Annotated in this window: 16 protein-coding genes; 6 read left to right on the top strand and 10 right to left on the bottom strand. The window is 72.7% G+C overall.

Features of this window, described 5'->3' with window-relative positions:
• Positions 1 to 100: 100 nt before the first annotated feature.
• A complete protein-coding gene (locus E1211_RS15455) occupies positions 101 to 700 on the top strand; it encodes a hypothetical protein (protein WP_132349620.1) in 600 nt (199 codons plus the stop codon).
• Here the strand turns inward: E1211_RS15455 and E1211_RS15450 are convergent.
• The 3 genes from E1211_RS15450 to E1211_RS15440 all read right to left on the bottom strand — a co-directional run bounded on the left by E1211_RS15450 (position 668) and on the right by E1211_RS15440 (position 2,397).
• On the bottom strand, positions 668 to 1,069 hold the full coding sequence (locus tag E1211_RS15450; RefSeq protein WP_132349618.1) for a hypothetical protein: 402 nt from the start codon (positions 1,067 to 1,069) through the stop codon (positions 668 to 670). The two genes, E1211_RS15455 and E1211_RS15450, sit on opposite strands and share 33 nt — an antisense overlap.
• 255 nt (positions 1,070 to 1,324) lie before the next feature.
• A complete protein-coding gene (locus E1211_RS15445) occupies positions 1,325 to 1,546 on the bottom strand; it encodes a DUF397 domain-containing protein (RefSeq protein WP_132349616.1) in 222 nt (73 codons plus the stop codon).
• Positions 1,516 to 2,397 carry a helix-turn-helix transcriptional regulator gene (locus E1211_RS15440; protein ID WP_132349614.1) on the bottom strand — a complete coding sequence of 294 codons (882 nt, stop codon included), beginning with the start codon at positions 2,395 to 2,397 and terminating at the stop codon, positions 1,516 to 1,518. Before E1211_RS15440 ends, E1211_RS15445 begins: the two co-directional genes overlap by 31 nt.
• Before the next feature lie 666 nt (positions 2,398 to 3,063).
• Here E1211_RS15440 and E1211_RS15435 point away from each other — a divergent pair.
• Both E1211_RS15435 and E1211_RS15430 read left to right on the top strand, forming a co-directional pair.
• A complete protein-coding gene (locus E1211_RS15435) occupies positions 3,064 to 3,357 on the top strand; it encodes a hypothetical protein (RefSeq protein WP_120683580.1) in 294 nt (97 codons plus the stop codon).
• A gap of 101 nt (positions 3,358 to 3,458) precedes the next feature.
• Positions 3,459 to 3,926: a hypothetical protein gene (locus E1211_RS15430; protein ID WP_207915380.1), complete on the top strand. Its 468-nt coding sequence runs from the start codon at positions 3,459 to 3,461 to the stop codon at positions 3,924 to 3,926.
• Positions 3,927 to 3,977: 51 nt separating this feature from the next.
• On the opposite strand, the gene E1211_RS15425 is transcribed toward E1211_RS15430, so the two are convergent.
• Entirely contained in the window at positions 3,978 to 4,763 is a 786-nt protein-coding gene (locus E1211_RS15425; RefSeq protein WP_132349610.1) for a PASTA domain-containing protein, read from the bottom strand.
• Between the two features lie 143 nt (positions 4,764 to 4,906).
• Positions 4,907 to 5,590, bottom strand: coding sequence for a PASTA domain-containing protein (locus tag E1211_RS15420; RefSeq protein WP_132349608.1), 684 nt, complete (start codon positions 5,588 to 5,590; stop codon positions 4,907 to 4,909).
• Between the two features lie 123 nt (positions 5,591 to 5,713).
• On the opposite strand from E1211_RS15420, the gene E1211_RS15415 reads away from it, so the two are divergent.
• Positions 5,714 to 7,150 (top strand): hypothetical protein, encoded by a 1,437-nt coding sequence (locus E1211_RS15415; RefSeq protein WP_132349606.1) that lies wholly within the window; start codon positions 5,714 to 5,716, stop codon positions 7,148 to 7,150.
• Between the two features lie 115 nt (positions 7,151 to 7,265).
• Here E1211_RS15415 and E1211_RS15410 read toward each other — a convergent pair whose 3' ends face one another.
• Both E1211_RS15410 and E1211_RS15405 read right to left on the bottom strand, forming a co-directional pair.
• Complete coding sequence (locus tag E1211_RS15410) at positions 7,266 to 8,744, bottom strand: glutamate-cysteine ligase family protein (RefSeq protein WP_132349604.1); 1,479 nt, start codon at positions 8,742 to 8,744, stop codon at positions 7,266 to 7,268.
• A gap of 275 nt (positions 8,745 to 9,019) precedes the next feature.
• Positions 9,020 to 9,601, bottom strand: coding sequence for a YceI family protein (locus E1211_RS15405; protein WP_132349602.1), 582 nt, complete (start codon positions 9,599 to 9,601; stop codon positions 9,020 to 9,022).
• Between the two features lie 98 nt (positions 9,602 to 9,699).
• Here E1211_RS15405 and E1211_RS15400 point away from each other — a divergent pair, with 98 nt between their 5' ends.
• Positions 9,700 to 10,203, top strand: a complete 504-nt coding sequence (locus tag E1211_RS15400) for a MarR family winged helix-turn-helix transcriptional regulator (RefSeq protein ID WP_132349636.1) — start codon at positions 9,700 to 9,702, stop codon at positions 10,201 to 10,203.
• 230 nt (positions 10,204 to 10,433) lie between these two features.
• Here E1211_RS15400 and E1211_RS15395 read toward each other — a convergent pair whose 3' ends face one another.
• The 3 genes from E1211_RS15395 to E1211_RS15385 all read right to left on the bottom strand — a co-directional run bounded on the left by E1211_RS15395 (position 10,434) and on the right by E1211_RS15385 (position 15,960).
• Positions 10,434 to 13,106 carry a helix-turn-helix domain-containing protein gene (locus tag E1211_RS15395; protein ID WP_132349600.1) on the bottom strand — a complete coding sequence of 891 codons (2,673 nt, stop codon included), beginning with the start codon at positions 13,104 to 13,106 and terminating at the stop codon, positions 10,434 to 10,436.
• A gap of 104 nt (positions 13,107 to 13,210) precedes the next feature.
• The gene (locus E1211_RS15390) at positions 13,211 to 14,359 is read right to left on the bottom strand and encodes an acyl-CoA dehydrogenase family protein (protein WP_132349598.1); all 1,149 of its coding nucleotides are present in this window, start codon (positions 14,357 to 14,359) and stop codon (positions 13,211 to 13,213) included.
• Between the two features lie 68 nt (positions 14,360 to 14,427).
• Positions 14,428 to 15,960, bottom strand: coding sequence for an acyl-CoA carboxylase subunit beta (locus tag E1211_RS15385; RefSeq protein WP_132349596.1), 1,533 nt, complete (start codon positions 15,958 to 15,960; stop codon positions 14,428 to 14,430).
• Between the two features lie 170 nt (positions 15,961 to 16,130).
• Here E1211_RS15385 and E1211_RS15380 point away from each other — a divergent pair, with 170 nt between their 5' ends.
• Positions 16,131 to 16,703, top strand: a complete 573-nt coding sequence (locus E1211_RS15380) for a snapalysin family zinc-dependent metalloprotease (RefSeq protein ID WP_207915379.1) — start codon at positions 16,131 to 16,133, stop codon at positions 16,701 to 16,703.
• Positions 16,704 to 16,733 lie beyond the last annotated feature (30 nt).

The following is a 16,733-nucleotide window of genomic DNA, read 5'->3' as shown; positions in this document are numbered from 1 at the left end:
TTCATAACGCGGGAAGGATGACCCCTACGGGAGCACGTCGGGGGACGACGGGGGCGCTGCCCGGATTCGCCGAGCGTACGGACGGGGAAAGCTCTTCGGCATGGATAGTCATCTCGCCGTCCTGCTACCGGTCGCCGCGGTGTGGCTGGCCGCCGGCCTCCTCGCGGACGGGCTGCCTCGGCTGGAGCGCGCCCGCTCGATTCGCCGACGCAGCGGATGGCTGCTCGGTCTGGTCGTGAGCGGGCTCGCGCTGACCGCCGCGGTGCTGGTCGCGGGGCTGCTCAGCAGCGGGAACGCCCCGGCCGACCGGGCCGCCGCGGCCCTCGACGTGGCCGCCGTACCCGCCCTGGTCGTCGCCGCCTGCACCGTACGCCGGGTCCGCCGGCTCTGGGCGGGGGCGGGCGCCCTCGCCACCGCGCCCGACACGCCAGCGCCGTACGGCCTGCGGGCCGCGGCGGCGCATCCGCTGACGGGGCTGCCCCTGCAGGTGACCGCCCTGCTGGCGGTGGCCGGGACGATCGCGGCGAGCGGCGGTGACCGGCTCACCGAACCGGGGATCACCGGGCCGGCGATCACCGCCGGAGCGCTCGGGATCCTCGCCGTCGGGATCCGGCACGCGCTGCGGCACAACCGGCTCACCGAGCGGGCCGGCGCGCCGGAGGCGGCCTCAGCGGGAGCGACCCGAGCCCTGCATGTATAGCAGTTCGAGAATGGCTCGGGTCGCCTCGAACCAGCGGTCGAGCCAGCCGGGCGGTGGCACGCTGCCCTTCGGCGGCAGTTCCATCAGCAGACCGCGCAGCAACGGGTGGTCGACCAACGAGTCGCCCGGCTCGGTCGACCACCCGGCCGGCGGGAACGAGGGCTCGGTGAGCGGGTTGGGGTCCAGCGACGGCAGGGTGATCGGAGCGGCGGACTGCTCGGACGCGGACGTCTCCCGCCCCGACAGGTCGGAGTCGGTCGAGACCACCTCGGTCAGGACGGTGTCCCGACGCGCACCGCGGTACTTGCCACCGAACCGCTCCGGTTTGCCCGGCCCGTTGGTGAGGTTCTCTGACCCGATCGTCGTCATGCGTCTCGCCTGCCTCGCTCGGTTGCCGATCCCCCGTGGCCGGTTCTCGACCGGCGCCGTACCGACGGGTTCAACGAGGCGGGGCGCGTGTGGCGACGGGATTCCCGGCGGATCCTGGCCCGCTGCGGCCTCCCGCGGCGAGGCGCAGAGCCCGTCCAGCGGCGAACGCTCGGCGACCCTGTCCCGGACACGGCAGCGGGTCCCCGTCCGGCGATCCCGGACGAGGACCCGCCCCCGTCAGCTCCGGCCGAGTGCTCAGGCCGTACCGAACCCGCCGTTCCTGGTGTTGGCGACGAAGGCGTGCCAGTCAGCCGGAGCGAAGATCAGGGCCGGCCCCGTCTTGTCCTTCGAGTCCCGGACGCCGACCACTCCCGGCACGTACGCCACCTCCACGCAGTTGTCACAGTTCGGCCCGCTCTTCGAGCTCTTGAACCACGTTGCCTGCGTCAGGTCCACAGAGAACCCCTTGGTCGCCATTTCCACAGCGGCTCCTCTACCAGTTTCGCGATGTGTGCGATGGACTCCTCCGGACGAATGGCCGCCGCTCGAATGTGATCGAAGATGAAGCTGTACTTCTGCAGTTCGTCGCCCTTCTCGAGGAAGAGCCCACCCGTGGCGTTCTCCGCGTACACGACATCCGGATCACCGGGCTCGGGGAAGCTCAGGATCGTGAAGGTGCCGTCCATGCCGGCGTGCGCCCCCACCTCGAAGGGCAGGATCTGCAACGTCACGTTCGGCAGCTCGGCGACCTCGACCAGCCGTTTCAGCTGGTTCCGCATCACTTCGTCCCCGCCCACCGGACGGCTCACCACCGACTCATCGAGCACCACCCACAGATCGACCGGATCATCCTGTGTCAGCAACGACTGCCGGCCGAGGCGGACACGGACACGTTGTGCGACCTGGTCCGGGGTGAAGTCCGGCCGCGCGGCCCGGATCATCGCGCTCGCGTACTCCTCGGTCTCGAGCAGACCCGGCACCACCTGTTGCTCGTACGCCCGGATCGAGCTGGCCGCCGCCTCCAGGCCGACGTACGCGCCGACCAGCACGGTGCTGTACGGGTGCCACCAGCCCTTCTGCCGGGCCTCCCGGGCGATCTGGACCAGCTCGTCGCTCTCCACGCCGACCACCCCGTAGATCCGGAGCATGTCGCGCACGTCCCGCGGGGTGGCCGTCGTGTGGCCGGTCTCGATCCGGGAGACCTTCGACGCCGAGCACTCCAGCTGCTCGGCCACCGCCTCGATGGTGATGCCCGCCGCCTCACGCTGGCGCCGCAGTTCGGCGCCGAGCCGCCGGCGCCGGATGGTCGGGCTGCGTCGCTCGCTCACCGAGCCACCCCGCTCCGCCTCGTACCCGGCCCGCCCAGCGGGCGACGGAGTCTCACCCCGACATGTCGGCTGTTCGCCCTCACCCGCCTGTACCTCCGGTCGACGCGCCGATGGTCGCCGTCCGCCGCGGCGCGCAGCCTCGACGGCGGACGGTTCGCGGCTCGGGGGTGGTGCCGGTCGTCGACCGGCCGCGGCGGGCGAAACCGGCCCTCAGTGTGACGCCCGAACGCGGATGGCTTCAAGCGCTGTTTTACGTGTCGCCCTCACGTATCGGCAAAAGTCGACGTGCAACTTGCATGAAGCACGTCGCTGGTGCACTCTGTCCGTATGGCACGGGTTACTCACCGTCTCGACAACCTACCCGTTCGTGATCATCGCAGCGAGGGCGGTCTGTCGAACGGCCCGACCCGGCCTGCGACAACCAGACCTGCCCCGGGGTGATGACCCCGCCGCTGCACGCCAGCCGGCTGCGGCGGTGGGCGCGGTACCCGGAAGCAGCCGGGTGATGGTCGGGTGGCGGCACGCCACCAGCGGGTACGGCCCGACCACCACCACCCGCACCACCCACCGGTACGCGAGACACGACCTCGCCGTACCGACCCGTGAAAAGTCCCCCCGACGAGACTCGCCGGCGAGGCCGCCGGCCAACCTTCTTCAGGAGCCCATGTGCTTCCCCGCTCTGGTGACGTACTGCACGTGACTCGCGCGGCGAGTGTCCAGTTCCTCCGGCCCATCAAGTTCCGGGTGATCCGGGTGCTCGACTGGCCAACCTACGACGGTTGGCTCTGGCTCGACGGCTACGAGTTGAACGCGGCGGGGGACGCGGTCAACCGGCGGTCGATCTTCGTACAGCGGGAGGGGCTGCAGCAACTGCCGCAGCACCGGCCCGTGCCGCAGCAGCGACCGCACACCGCACGGCAGCGCCGGCCGGTCTCCCGCACGCCGGTCCGGGTGGGCTGAGCACCGCCGAACCCGCATTTCGTGGGCGTGTCTCGCATTAGACTCAGGGCACGCCCACCCCGGCAGGTTTCACCCCGCGCGTCCAGGACCCCGAACCTGGGATGGCCATGCTCAATCTGCCCGCCGCGCGGCGGCACCACCGCTCCCGTATCACCTATGCCTTCGTACTCCTGGCGTTCTTCGGCGCCGCAACCACTCTCGCGGTCGTGGTACGCGACCCCGCCCTCTCCTCGACCACCCAACTGCCGGAGCCGGTGCCCGCACCGGAGATCACGGTGATCGGTGAGGGCTCCTCACCCGACCCGGACGACGGGCTCGGCTGGGACGGAACGCCCGGCGCCGGCGATCCGCAGGACGACGAGAGCGACGCAGCGCCGGACGGCCCGAACATCGCGGGCGGCCCGGCGAACGGCTCCGGAGCCGGCGCGCTGGCCCACGAGAGCGCCCCGCAGACCGGGCACCACTCGGCGGACGACGTCCGTCGGGCGCTCTTCTGGTCCGGCGTACTCGGGCTGACCATCTCGCTGGCCGGGCTCGGCCTGGTCGGTACCCGACGACGGATGTGGTGACTGCGGCCCGTCAGCGCCGTCGGTCCGACCCCGCCGTGGGCTCGCCGCCGGTCAGGGAGTAGCCGTCGTCGTAGGGCCCGACGTCGGCGGGCCGGTCGGGGCGGCCGAGGTGGGGTCGGTCCGGGAGATCAGGAGCGCGATCTCCTCGTCCTCGGCCACCAGCACGCCCGCCGCCGGGTCGGTACCGATCACGCGCCCCGGCGGCAGCTCCGACGGACGGAACTCCACCCGGTAGCTCAACCCGAGCCGGTCCAGCAGCGCCTCGGCGGCCGGCCGCGTCAGGCCGGTCAGCGGCGGCACCGGCACCTCCACCGCCTCGGTGGGGGTCGGTGGGACGCTGCTCGGGGACTCGGTCGTCGGCTCGGCCGAAGTCGGGCTGGCGCTGGTCGGGGCGACCGTGGTGAGCGAGGGCGACGGCGTCGGTTCCGGGCCGGGCCGCTCGTCCGCGGCATTGCTCAACAGCCACAACGCGACGCCGAGCAGGGCCACCAGGAGCAACGCGAGGATGCCCCAGAGGATCGGCAGCCACCAGCGCCGACCGCCCTGGTCCTCCGCGTACCACTCGCCGGCCGGCTCCGGGTAGTCGGACGGGCGGGGCGGCCGCACCTCGGCCCGCCCGGACCAGGGCGGCACCCGCTCCGGCCGCGATGGAACGCTCCGATCGGCGGGCCGGCCCAGCGGAGCAGTCGCGTCCGGCGGCTCGGGGGACCCCGCCCCGGCGCGCTCCGTCGGACCGGGCAACCGTTGCGTCTGGTCGTCCGGCTCGCCGCCGGAGCGCGGGAGGGGGCGCGTCTCGTCGCGGTCGTCGGCGGGTGGCTCCTGGCGGTCGTCGCTCATGGCACGTCCTCTCCCGAGCCGGGCAGGCGTCCTGGCCTCCTCTCCGCCAACCTAGCGGGCCCCGCAAGCATCGCCCCGGATCAACGTGCCGACCCGCCCCGGAACGCCCTGACGGCTTGCCGACGCTGGTCAGGCCGGCCGGTTCACGGGGCCGGGAAGAACGGCGGTGGGCTCGACTTCTCCGACCCGCACCAGATCCGCACCTGGTCGTTCCAGCGCGCCGTGCTCCCCTCGGACGGCTCCTGTCGGCTCACCTCACCGCGCTTCCCGGTGGGGTAGTCCGGGTAGAAGCCCGACTCGCCCAGCTCGTCCGCCGCCTCGGCGCAGTCGTCACCGACGACGTCCGGCACCTCGCTCTCCGGCGGCGGACCGGCCACGTAGATCGTCACGGTGGTCCCGCGCCGGACCTCGCGGCCGACCTCGGGATCGGTGCGTTCGACCGTACGACCCGAACCGTCACCGAACACCAGGCGCCAGCCCAACCGGCGGTCGCGCAGCTCGTCGCGCGCGTACAGGAAATCAGTGCCGATCACCGGCGGTACGGTCAGCCCGGAGGCGGTCGACGCAGAGGTGCGCGGCGTCGACGGTGTGGTCCGGGTGGGCTCCGGGCGGTCGCTCGGTCTCCCGCTCGCCGCACCGGTCGTGCTCGGCGCCGCCACCGGCTGCTCCGGGCCCTTCTCCTCCTCGCCGGCCAGCAGCCACCCGCCGGTCGCGCCGATCGCGGCGAGCAGCACGGCGGCCATGCCGCCACCGAGCACCACGGTGAGTCGCCCCGCGCCACCCTCGGGTCTCTCGCCGAGGTTGCCGTTCGTGTTCCCGTCCGTCATACCGACACCGCCTCAGTCACCGGCGACCGTACCGATTCCCCGCCAAGTCGCCGCCGCCACCGTCCAGGCGGGACGGTTGTCGACGACTCGCCGCGCCGACGACGGGACGTTACGCTGCCCGGCATGGCCAGACGCGGCTGGGGAGGATCCATCGCGACCGCTGTCGGCGTTGCCGCCGGCACGGGCGCCGCTCAACTGGGCTTCGGCTACGGGTTGGGCATCATCAACTGGGCACCGGCCGACGCCGGTGCGGCCCGGGGGGCGTGGGTCGCCAGCCTGGTCTGGGCCACCTGGATCGCCGGCACCTCGACCATCCTCGGTGCCGTCTGTGCGTACCGGCTGCACGAGCGGGCGCTCGACGGCGGAAGGGTGACCGCTCAGGAGCCGAGCCCGGCGAGCTCCGAGGTCATCTCCGACGCCGCGACGACTCCGCTCGGCGGTCCGACCGCGCCGGCCGGGCCCGGCGTACCGCCGCCCGCCGACGCCGGTGAGCCGGTGCCGGCCGACCGACCAGCGGCCGACCCCCTCCGCGCGAGCGGCCTCCGGCCGGTCGCCCTCGCCGTCGCGGCCGGGCTGGGCGGCCTGGTCACCGTGCTGCTGGTCGCGGTCCCCGCCCGGGTCGCGGTGGCCGCGGACACCGCCACCCCGCAGCGGCTCGCCGCCGGGTACGCCGCGATCGGGGTGCTGTTGGGGGTGCTGACCGCGCTCTGGGCGCTGCGCTCACGCGCCGCCGCCACCAACGTGATCGCGACGGTCGCCTGGCTCTGGCTGCTCGCCGTGGTCGCGGTGGTCGACGGGGTACTCGCCGGGCGCGGGCTGGCCAGCGCCCAGCTGGGCATCTGGCAGATCAGCTCGGACCGGCCCGGATTCTGGATCCGGGACTACCTCTACTGGCCCGGTGCGGTGCTCTCCCTCGGCTCCGCGCTGGCGATCGGCGTACTGGCCGCCCGGCGCGCCGCCCGCTCGGCGGAGCACCGGATCGGCGCGGCCACCTCCGGCGCGGCCGGCCCGCTGCTCGTCGCGGTGGCCTACCTTCTGGCCGTGCCGCGGCTCTCCGCGATCACCCCGGAGCAGGTGTCGGCGCACCTGATCGCCCCGTACGCGGTGATCGTCGGAATCGGCGGCTCGGTGCTGGTGGCGGCGCTCGCGCAGGGCCGTGCCCGGCGGGCGGCGGCGCGTGCCGCCGCGCCCTCGACCGGCGCGGAAAGCGGATCGGGGCGGGTGATCGAACCGACCGTCCCGACCGACGCCGACCCGGAGGCGGCGGCCCGGACGACGGGCGACCCGGCCGGGGCAACCGCGGCGGCTGCCGAGCCGACGCCGCGCGACACCCGGCAGACCGACCGCGCGGGCCTCGTGCCGCCCGGCGCCCGGCCCACCGACGGCGCGGACGTCGCGCCGCACGGGGCCCCTCCGTTCCCGGCGGTGCCCGCGCCGCGTACCGGGGAGGCCGATCGGCTCGACCCGGGCGAGCCGGAGCCGGCCCCGGTCGAGGTGGAGCCGGTCAAGCCGGAGGGCCGGACGGGCCGCCGGGCCCGGCCGCCGCGTCGGACCGGTTGACCGTCCCGCCCGGGACCGTCGACCGGACCCGCGTCCCCTGCTGCCGGCATGACCTCCCCGCGCGGTCGGCACCTCCGGCGCCCCGGGAGCGCCCGACGCTCAGGTCGAGGGGAGGTCAGTCGACCGGCCAGGTGTGCACCGGCTCGTTGCTGCGCTGGAGCTCGGCGTAGCGCTGCACCATGTGGTGCAGGGCCGCGTCGCGGTCCAGGCCCCGGTGCCGCTCGGCCGTCCAGACCGCCTCGGTCTGCCAGGTCGCGCCGTTGCGGCCGGTACGGCAGCGCTGCTCGATCACGCCGAGCAGGCGGTCCCGCTCGGCCGGGGCGACACCGAACCCGTCCAGGCCGGCGGCGGCCTTGGGCAGCAGCACGTCCAGCACGAGTTCGGTCACCGGTACCTCGCCGAGCCTCGGCCAGTGCAGTACGGCGTCCAGGCCGCGCCGGGCGGCGGCGTGGAAGTTCTCCTCCGCGGAGCTGAACGTCAACTGGCTCCAGATCGGGCGGTCCGCCTCGGCGAGGGCCCGGGCCAGGCCGAAGTAGAACGCCGCGTTGGCCAGCATGTCGACCACCGTCGGCCCGGCCGGCAGCACCCGGTTCTCCACCCTCAGGTGGGGGCGGCCGTCCATGATGTCGTAGACCGGCCGGTTCCAGCGGTAGACGGTGCCGTTGTGCAGGCGCAGCTCGCCGAGCCTGGGTACCCCGCCGGAGTGCAGCACCTCCACCGGGTCCTCCTCCTCGCAGATCGGCAGCAGCGGCGGGAAGTACCGGACGTTCTCCTCGAAGAGGTCGAAGATCGAGGTGATCCACCGTTCACCGAACCACACCCGGGGTCGTACGCCCTGCGCCTTCAGCTCGTCGGGGCGGGTATCGGTGGCCTGTTCGAACAGGGCGATCCGGGTCTCCGCCCAGAGCTGGCGACCGTAGAGGTAGGGGGAGTTCGCGCCGACCGCGACCTGCACCGCGGCGATGGCCTGGGAGGCGTTCCAGTAGTCGGCGAAGCTGTCCGGTGCGACCTGGAGGTGGAACTGGAGGCTGGTGCACGCCGCCTCCGGCGCGATCGAGTCGGTATGCGTACGCAGCCGCTCGACGCCGCTGATGTCGAGTTCGATGTCCTCGCCCCGGGCGCCGACGATCTGGTCGTTGAGCGCCCGGTAACGCTCGTTCGTGGAGAGGTTCTCCGCGATCAGGTGCTGATCGGTGAGGGTGGGCAGGATGCCGACGAGCAGGATCTTCGCGTCCGACTTGGCGGCGCGTTCGTCCGCCCGGGCGAGGCTGCCGCGCAGGTCGTGCGCGTAGTCGGCGAAGCCGGTGCCCTCGATGAGCCGGGGCAGCGCGTTCAGTTCGAGGTTGAACTGGCCCAACTCGGTCTGGAAGAGCGGGTCCGCGATGTGGGCGAGGATCTCCTCGTTGCGCATCGCCGGCTCGGCGGTCGAGTCGATCAGGTTGAGTTCGATCTCCAGCCCGGTCATCGGCCGGTCGGCGTCGAAGCCGAAGTCGTCCAGCATCAGGGCGAAGACGTCCAGGCAACGCCGGACCTTCTGCCGGTAGCGGACCCGGTCCTCTCGGGAGAAGGCGCCCTGCGAGACGTCCCTGCCCATGTGCCCCTCCCGGCATAAGGCGCGACCGGGGCCGTGCCGTCCCGACGCGCGTTGTCAGCCCATAACGTTAAGAGCGCTCACCTCGTCAGGACCAGAGGCGGATCCGATCGACGGGACCGCCGGGTCGGCCACGAGATGACCTTTCACGGCATCTCTACCCAGCTGGACCGCCGCCTCATCGGGTCGGTTCTGTGCTCGGAGCGTGACGATCCGCACAGGGAACGACGCCGGGCCCGCGCCCTGTCGGACGCGGGCCCGGTGTACGGACCGTGGGGTCAGGCCTGCCGAACGGCCTCGCCCTCGATCTCGATCTTGACCTTCTTGCCGACCAGCACGCCGCCGCCCTCGATGGCGACGTTCCAGGTCAGGCCGAACTCCTCACGGTCGATCTCCGTCTTCGCCGCGAAGCCGAAGATGTCCTGGCCGTAGGGGCTGCGACCGACACCCTCGAACTCGACGTGCAGCTCGACCTGGCGGGTCACGTCCTTGATGGTCAGCTCGCCGAGGAGGACGAACTCGTTGCCGTGGCGGGACTTCACCCCGGTGCTGCGGAACTCCAGGGTCGGGTACTTCTCGACGTCGAGGAAGTCACCGCTGCGCAGGTGGCCGTCCCGGTCGGCGGTGCCGGTGTGGATGCTGGCGGCCTGGATGGTCGCGGTGACCGAGGACTGCATGGGGTCCTCGGCTACGGTGATGGTGGCGGCCGCCTCGCCGAACTCGCCGCGGACCTTCGACACCATCATGTGCCGCGCAACGAAGCCGACGCGCTTGTGCGCAATGTCCAGCGCGTAGGTGCCGGGGGTGGGGATGGTGAGACCCTCCCACTCGCGGGTCGCGGCCTCGGTGCTGCTGGTCATGATGCCCCTCCGGATTTGTTTAGTAGGCCAACGGCTGACGAAGCAACTATAGCCAGCTCAATATTCCCCGTGTCAAGAACTGATACGATGGATCGGTGATGAACGTGTTCGACGCCCCCGGGATCACCGCCGTCGGGCTCCTGTACGAGGTGCACGCCGCGCTGTCGACCCGGTTCGCCGCCCAGTTCGAGGAGCACGGCCTCTCCACCGTCGAGTTCGAGGTGCTGACCCGCCTGGCCCGCTCGCCCCAGAACCAGCTCCGCATGACGGACCTCGCCGCCCAGACCACCCTCTCCACCAGCGGCGTGACCCGGGTGATCGACCGGATGGAGCGCGACGGCCTCGTCACCCGCCGCGCGTGCCCCTCCGACCGGCGCAGCTCGTTCGCGGTGGTCACCACCGCCGGCCTCCAGCGCCTGAACGAGGTGCTCCCCGGGCACCTGCGCATCATCGAGGAGTGGTTCACCGGCCAGCTCGACCCGGAGTCGCTGAAAGCGCTGGTCGGCGCCCTTCGTCGGGTCCGCGACGCCGTTCACCCCTGCGCCACCGCCGGGAGCGACAGCAAGTGCGACGAGACGAAAGAACCCGAACCGACGGCGTGACGGCCGGCGGCCTAACCGGCAGAAAAACCGGCAGAACTACCCGGGCCACCGGACACCGATTGCGAAACCGGACCAACCGGCTGGTACCCGCTGGCTAGTCTTCGCCTGAGCGGGGGATCACCGGGGGGTGACGGCGCGGGCGGAGAGCGAGGGGTTAGCAACAAAGGGGGCTGTTCGCCCGCGCCACTCCGACCCGGGTCGTGCTTCCGGGCTGGCCCGACATCCCCTCCTCACCGTGACGCCCGACCATCGCGGGTCACGGTCAGCGCGTACAGCAGCGCCTCCTCCTGCGGCAACAACCGGATCGCGCCCTCCCGGCACACCAACTCCAGCCGATCCAGCACATCCGGGTCACCGGTGCTGGAAGCCAGACCGACGAGTGCCTCGACCGTGTCCCGACGGTCGTAGCCCTCCGCGCCGGCCTCCACGGCCGCGCTGAACCACTCCGCCGCCAACTCCCGGTCGCCCTGGCCCAGCGCGAGGTTCCCCTCGACCAGCGCACAGATACCCGCCTCCGGATGCGGCCACCGCCAGCCCGCCTCCAGCGGGGCCGCGCCGGCCGTCGGGACGACCGATCGCTGCCGGGGCACGGCGCGCTCCCCCGGGGGCCGCAACCGCAGCCGCATCGGGGCACAGGCACGGAGCTCGGCCAGCACCTCCGCGGCCTCGTCGGCCCGGCCGTCCTGGGCGAGCGCCAACCCCACCCGGCCGAGCACCCGGCGCCGATGCCCCGGGTCACCCAGCTCCGCGAGCATCGCCAGCACCCGGCGCCCCTGGTCGTTGGCGTCGCAGTACCGCCCCTCCAGCCGGGCGATCTCGGCCAGGTTCGCCCGCGCGAGCACCCGCAGCCGCGGCTCCCCGCACTGGGCGGCGATCCGATCCACGGCCGCGAGCCGCCGCCGAGCCGCCGCCAGGTCGGCGAGGCGGACCTCGTGCCAGGCCAGGTTGTTCTGTGCCACCGCCACGTCCCGGACCCGCCCGTGCCGCGTGGCCAACCGCAGCACCGCCTCGGCCTCTTCCCGCGCCTCCATCGGGCGGCCGGCGCGGATCAGCAGAGTGCCGAGAACGGTACGCGCCGCGAGCTGCCCGGACACGTCACCGGTACGCCGGAACGCGCCCAGGGCCGCCCGCGCCCCGGATAGCTCCTCGTCGGCGTCCCCGTGCTCGGCGGCGAGCCGGGCCGCGCCCAGCGCCGCCCACGCCCGCAGCGCGGGTTCGGCATCGGCGGTACGCGGATCGGCCAGCAGCCTGCGCAGCCACTGCCGACCGGCCACGTCCCGCCCCCGGAACCGCCACCACCGGGACAGTCCCGACGCCAGCCGCAGCGCGGTCAGCGGATCGTGCGTGGCGGCGTACGCCAGGGCGGAGCTGATGTCGCCGTTCAGGTCGTCGAGCCGGCGTACCGCGTCGGTGAGGCGCGCGCCGACCAGATCGGGCACGGTCCGGACGACCAGCCCGGCGATCACCGCGGCGTGCCGGCGGCGGATCCGCGCCAGCTCACCGGTCCCGGCGGCCTGCTCGATGGCGAACTCCCGGACCGCGTCGAGCAGGCGGAACCGCAGCGGGCCCGGGCCGGCGACGCTCAACAGACCGAGCTCGACGAGCCGGTCCAGGACCGGAATGGGATCGATCGCCACCGTGCCGTCCGCGTCCGCGTCGCAGGCGAGCATCTCCTCGGCCAGGTCCACCGACCAGCGGTGACCGAACGCGGCGAGCCGGCGCAGCGCCAACCGCTCCTCGGGCGCGAGCAGCCGGTAGCTGGCCGCCACGGCGTCCCGGAGCGTGACCGCCACCGACGGCCCGTACGGCTCCGCCCCGCCCGGCTCCCAACCCCTGCTCTGCGCGCCCCAGTCCGGGGTGGCGAGATCGAGGACCCGGTCGCCGTACCGGTCGAGCAGCTCGCCCGGGTCGAGGATCCGGCCGCGCGCGGCCATCAGTTCGATGGCGAGCGGCAGGCCGCCGAGGCGGCGTACGAGCGCGGCGATCGCCGGCAGCTCGGCGGGGACGGTCGGCTCACGGCGCACCTGGGCGAGCCGGGCGATGAAGAGTTCGACCGCCGGCCAGCCTCTCAGGGCCGCCGGCCCGGACACCTCCGCCTCCGGCGGCGGCACCTCCAGCGGGGTCACCGGCCACACCCGCTCCCCGGACAGCCCGACCGGATGCCGCCCGGTGACCAACACCCGCAGCGACGACACCGCGGCCATCAGGCGGTGCAGCACCTCGGCCACCGGGCCGGGAGCACGCTCGGCGGCGTCCACCACGAGCAGCGCCGGCCGGCCCGCCAGGCGGGTGGCGAGTTCCGGGGCGCGGGCCGCGCCGAGCACGGCGGTCGCGGTGGCGAAGACGTCGTGCGCGTCCGACCCCTCCCCGATCAGCACCCCGGCGACGCCGGCGGGATGGCTCTCCGCCACCGCGTGGCCCACGGTGAGGGCGAGCGCGGACTTGCCGACACCCGCCAGGCCGACGAGGCTCACCAGCCGGGGCCCGAGCTCGTCGGTGAGCATCGTGACCAGCTCGCCGACGTCCCGGTCGCGGCCGATCAACTCGACCGGCGGCGGAAGCGTCACCGCGTAGCCGGGCTCGCCGGGCCCGGCCCTGCTGAGCTCCACCGAACCCGGCGGCGGGTTGGCCGGTTCGACGCCGGTCGGCCCGCGCGCCGCGGCGAGGAAGACCCTCCGCGCGGCGCCGTGGAGATCGAGCGCGCCGGCCAGCAGCTCGACTGTCGTCCGCTGAGGCCGGGAGGAGCGGCCCCGCTCCAGGTCACGCACCGTGCGTACGCCCACCCCCGCGCGCTCCGCCAGCTCGGCCTGGGTGAGACCGGCGGCCAGCCGGCGCCCACGCAGGAGTTCCGGCAGAGCGGGGCCGCAGCCCGGGTCGGGCGAGCGATCACGAGCCGGGGTCACGGAGTGGAAGACTACGGACCAGGTCCGATCTCCGGCAGCTCAGCGTCGGGCTGCCGACGTTCGCCCGCTGATATCCGACAGCCGTCGCCCGCCGGTCGGCGTCCTCAGAGACCGAGATCGCGAGCGATGATCATCCTCTGTACCTCGCTGGTGCCCTCACCGATCTCGAGGATCTTCGAATCCCGCCAGAACCGGGCCACCGGGTACTCGTTCATGAAGCCGTAGCCACCGTGGATCTGGGTGGCCTCCCGGGCGTTGTCGACCGCGATCGTGCTGGCGTGCAGCTTGGCGATGGCGGCCTGCCGCTTGAACGGTTCGCCGGCGAGCATCCGCGCCGCGGCGTCGTAGTACGCCAGGCGGGCGATGTGCGTCTTCGCCTCCATGTCGGCGATCTTGAACTGGATCGCCTGGTAGTTCCCGATCGGCTGACCGAAGGCGTGCCGCTCCTTGGCGTACTTGATCGACTCGTCGACGCAGCCCTGGGCGAGGCCGACGGCGAGTGCGGCGATGGCGATCCGGCCCTCGTCGAGGATGCGCAGGAACTGGGCGAAGCCCCGGCCGCGCTCGCCGAGCAGGTTGCCCGCCGGCACGCGGCAGTCGTCGAAGGTCAGCTCGTGGGTGTCGGAGGCGTTCCACCCCACCTTCGAGTACCCGGGCGCGACGGTGAAGCCCGGGGTGCCCGAGGGCACGATGATCGTGGAGAGCTCCTTCGAGCCGTCCGGCCGGGTGCCGGTGACCGCCGTGACCGTGACCAGCGTGGTGATGTCGGTGCCGGAGTTGGTGATGAACGCCTTCGAGCCGTTGATCACCCACTCGTCCCCGTCGAGGACGGCGCGGGTCTGGGTGCCGCCCGCGTCCGAGCCGACGCCCGGCTCGGTGAGCCCGAAGCCCGCCAGGGCCTCACCGCTGAGCAGCTTCGGCAACCACTGGGCCTGCTGCTCGGCGGTGCCGAACCGGTAGATCGGCATCGCGCCGAGGGAGATCGCGGCCTCCAGCGTGATGGCCACGCTGGAGTCGACCCGGGCCAGCTCCTCCAGCGCCAGGCAGAGGGCGAAGTAGTCACCGCCCATGCCGCCGTGCTCCTCCGGGAAGGGCAGTCCGAAGAGGCCCATCTTGCCCATCTGCCGGACGACCTCGTACGGGAAGGTGTGCTTCTCGTAGTGCTCACCGATGACCGGCGCCACCACCTCCCGCGCGAAGGCTCGCACGCTCTCCCGCAGCGCCTCTTGCTCCTCGGTGAGCCGGAAGTCCATGGTTCCTCCTGTACGGACGGGCCGACCGGGCGCTCGTGACGCCGGCGGCGGACGCGGGGGGGGGTCGGTCAGACCGGGGTGACGCCGTGCCGGCGTCGGGAGAAGTGCCGATCCTTGCCGCGTGCGGCGGCGAACCGGCGCACCAGTTCGGCGCGCAGCTCGTACGGCTCGACGATCGCGTCCACCACCAGCTCGCTGGCGAGGCGGACGATGTCGATGTCGCGTTCGTACTCCTCGCGCTTCGCGGCGACGAAGTCGGCGCGCTCCGCCTCGTCGGCGATCGCGGCGATCTTGTTGGCGTAGACGGCGTTCACCGCCGCCTCGGCGCCCATCACGGCGATCTTCGCGGTGGGGAGCGCGATCGTGGCGTCGGGCTCGAAGCCGGGGCCGGCCATCGCGTAGAGGCCCGCGCCGTACGCCTTGCGGACCACGACGCAGATCTTCGGCACGGTCGCCTCGGAGATCGCAGTGATCATCTTGGCTCCGTGCCGGATGATGCCCTGCTTCTCCACCGCGCTGCCGACCATGAAGCCGGGTACGTCGGAGAGGAAGAGCAGCGGCACGTTGAACGCGTCGCAGAGCTGCACGAACCGGGTGGCCTTGTCGGCCGAGTCGACGAAGAGGACGCCGCCCTTGAACATCGAGTTGTTGCCGACCACGCCGACGACCTCGCCGTTCAACCGGCCGAAGCCGATGGTCAGTTCCTTGGCCCAGAGCGCCTGGATCTCGAAGAAGGACCCCTCGTCGAGCAGGCCCTTGACGTACCGCCGCATGTCGAACGCCTGCCGCTCGCTCGCCGGCACCAGCGCGGCCAGGTCGGCCTTCTCGGGCGCCGGCACCGCCTCGGCGGTCGGCGGGGTCTGCGTCCAGTTGGCCGGCAGGTACGACAGGTAGCGCTTCACCACGTCGAGCGCCTCGGCGTCGGTCTTGCAGAGGAAGTGCCCGACGCCGGACTCGGTGCAGTGCACCTTCGCCCCGCCCATCGCCTCGAGGGTGGTCTTCTCCCCGGTGACCATCTCGACCATCCGGTCCGAGCCGAGATACATGCTGGCGTTGCCGTCGACCATGGCCACCACGTCACAGAACGCCGGGATGTACGCCCCGCCGGCGGCGCTCGGCCCGAAGAGCGCGCAGACCTGCGGAATCGAGCCGGAGGCGCGGACCTGGTTCCAGAAGATCTTCCCGGCGCCGCGCCGGCCGGGGAAGAGCTCGACCTGGTCGGTGATCCGGGCGCCGGCCGAGTCGACCAGGTAGACCATCGGCACGCCCGTGTCGTAAGCCCGCTCGATGATCCGGATGATCTTCTCGACGGTCCGGGCGCCCCAGCTGCCGGCCTTGACCGTGGAGTCGTTCGCCATCAGGCAGACCCGCCGGCCGTCGATGGTGGCGGTGCCGGTGACCACGCCGTCGGCGGGGAGCCCGTCGGCGAGCGCGTTCGCGTAGAGGCCGTCCTCGACGAAGCTGCCCTCGTCGACCAGGAGCGCGACCCGTTCCCGGGCGAAGAGCTTGCCCTTGGCGGCGTTCGCCGCGTGGTACTTGTCCGCCCCGCCGGCCTTGGCCCGCTTGCGCAGCTGCTCCAGTGCCTCACCGTCGAGCGTCACGCCGACTCCCTCGCCGTACCGACCTGAACGATCGTTAGGTTAACGCATCCGGGCCCCGGCGGACCACTCGACCGCACGCGACCGAGTCGGGCATCACAAGATATTGATATCTGCCTATATCTATGACTAGGCTCCTCGGCACCCCCACACCTTCCGGATTGGAGTGAGTGATGACCTCACGAATCAGCCGGCTCGTAGCCACGTCCGCCGCGGCGGCGCTCGCCACCCTCGGCGTCACGGTGGCGAACCCGGCACCGGCGTCCGCCGCCATGACGATCTGCTACAACACCAGCCAGGCGGGGAGCTTCGCCGGCATCGCCGGCCAGGCCGCCTCGATCTGGAACAACGCCACCACCAACCTGACCCTCTCGGCGAACTGCGGCTCGAATCTCCGGATCTACCAGATCACCGGCGGCGGGTCGTACGCCATCCGGACCAGCCTCGGCAACGGCCGGGTCTACATCGACACGCAGCAGGCCCAGCAGTACAGCCCGCTGCGGATCATGACCCACGAGATCGGCCACATCCTCGGGCTGCCGGACAACTACAACGGCAACTGCGCGATCCTGATGTCCGGCGGCAGCGCCGGCACCAGCTGCACGAACCCGTACCCGAGCACGACCGAGGCGAACCGGGTCAGCAACCTCTTCGCCGGTACCCGCGTCGCCGAGCGCACCACCGGCGAGACCGGCAGCGCCGTCTTCCGCGACAGCTGGCCGGCCGTCGCCGCGACGGTGGGCTGACCGACCGGGGGGGGGCCGGCACCTCGTGCC

The sequence above is a fragment of the Micromonospora sp. 15K316 genome (genome assembly GCF_004348525.1).
Classification (GTDB): domain Bacteria; phylum Actinomycetota; class Actinomycetes; order Mycobacteriales; family Micromonosporaceae; genus Micromonospora.
Note: the sequence above shows the minus strand (reverse complement) of the source record. Positions and strands in the feature narration are given on the sequence as shown.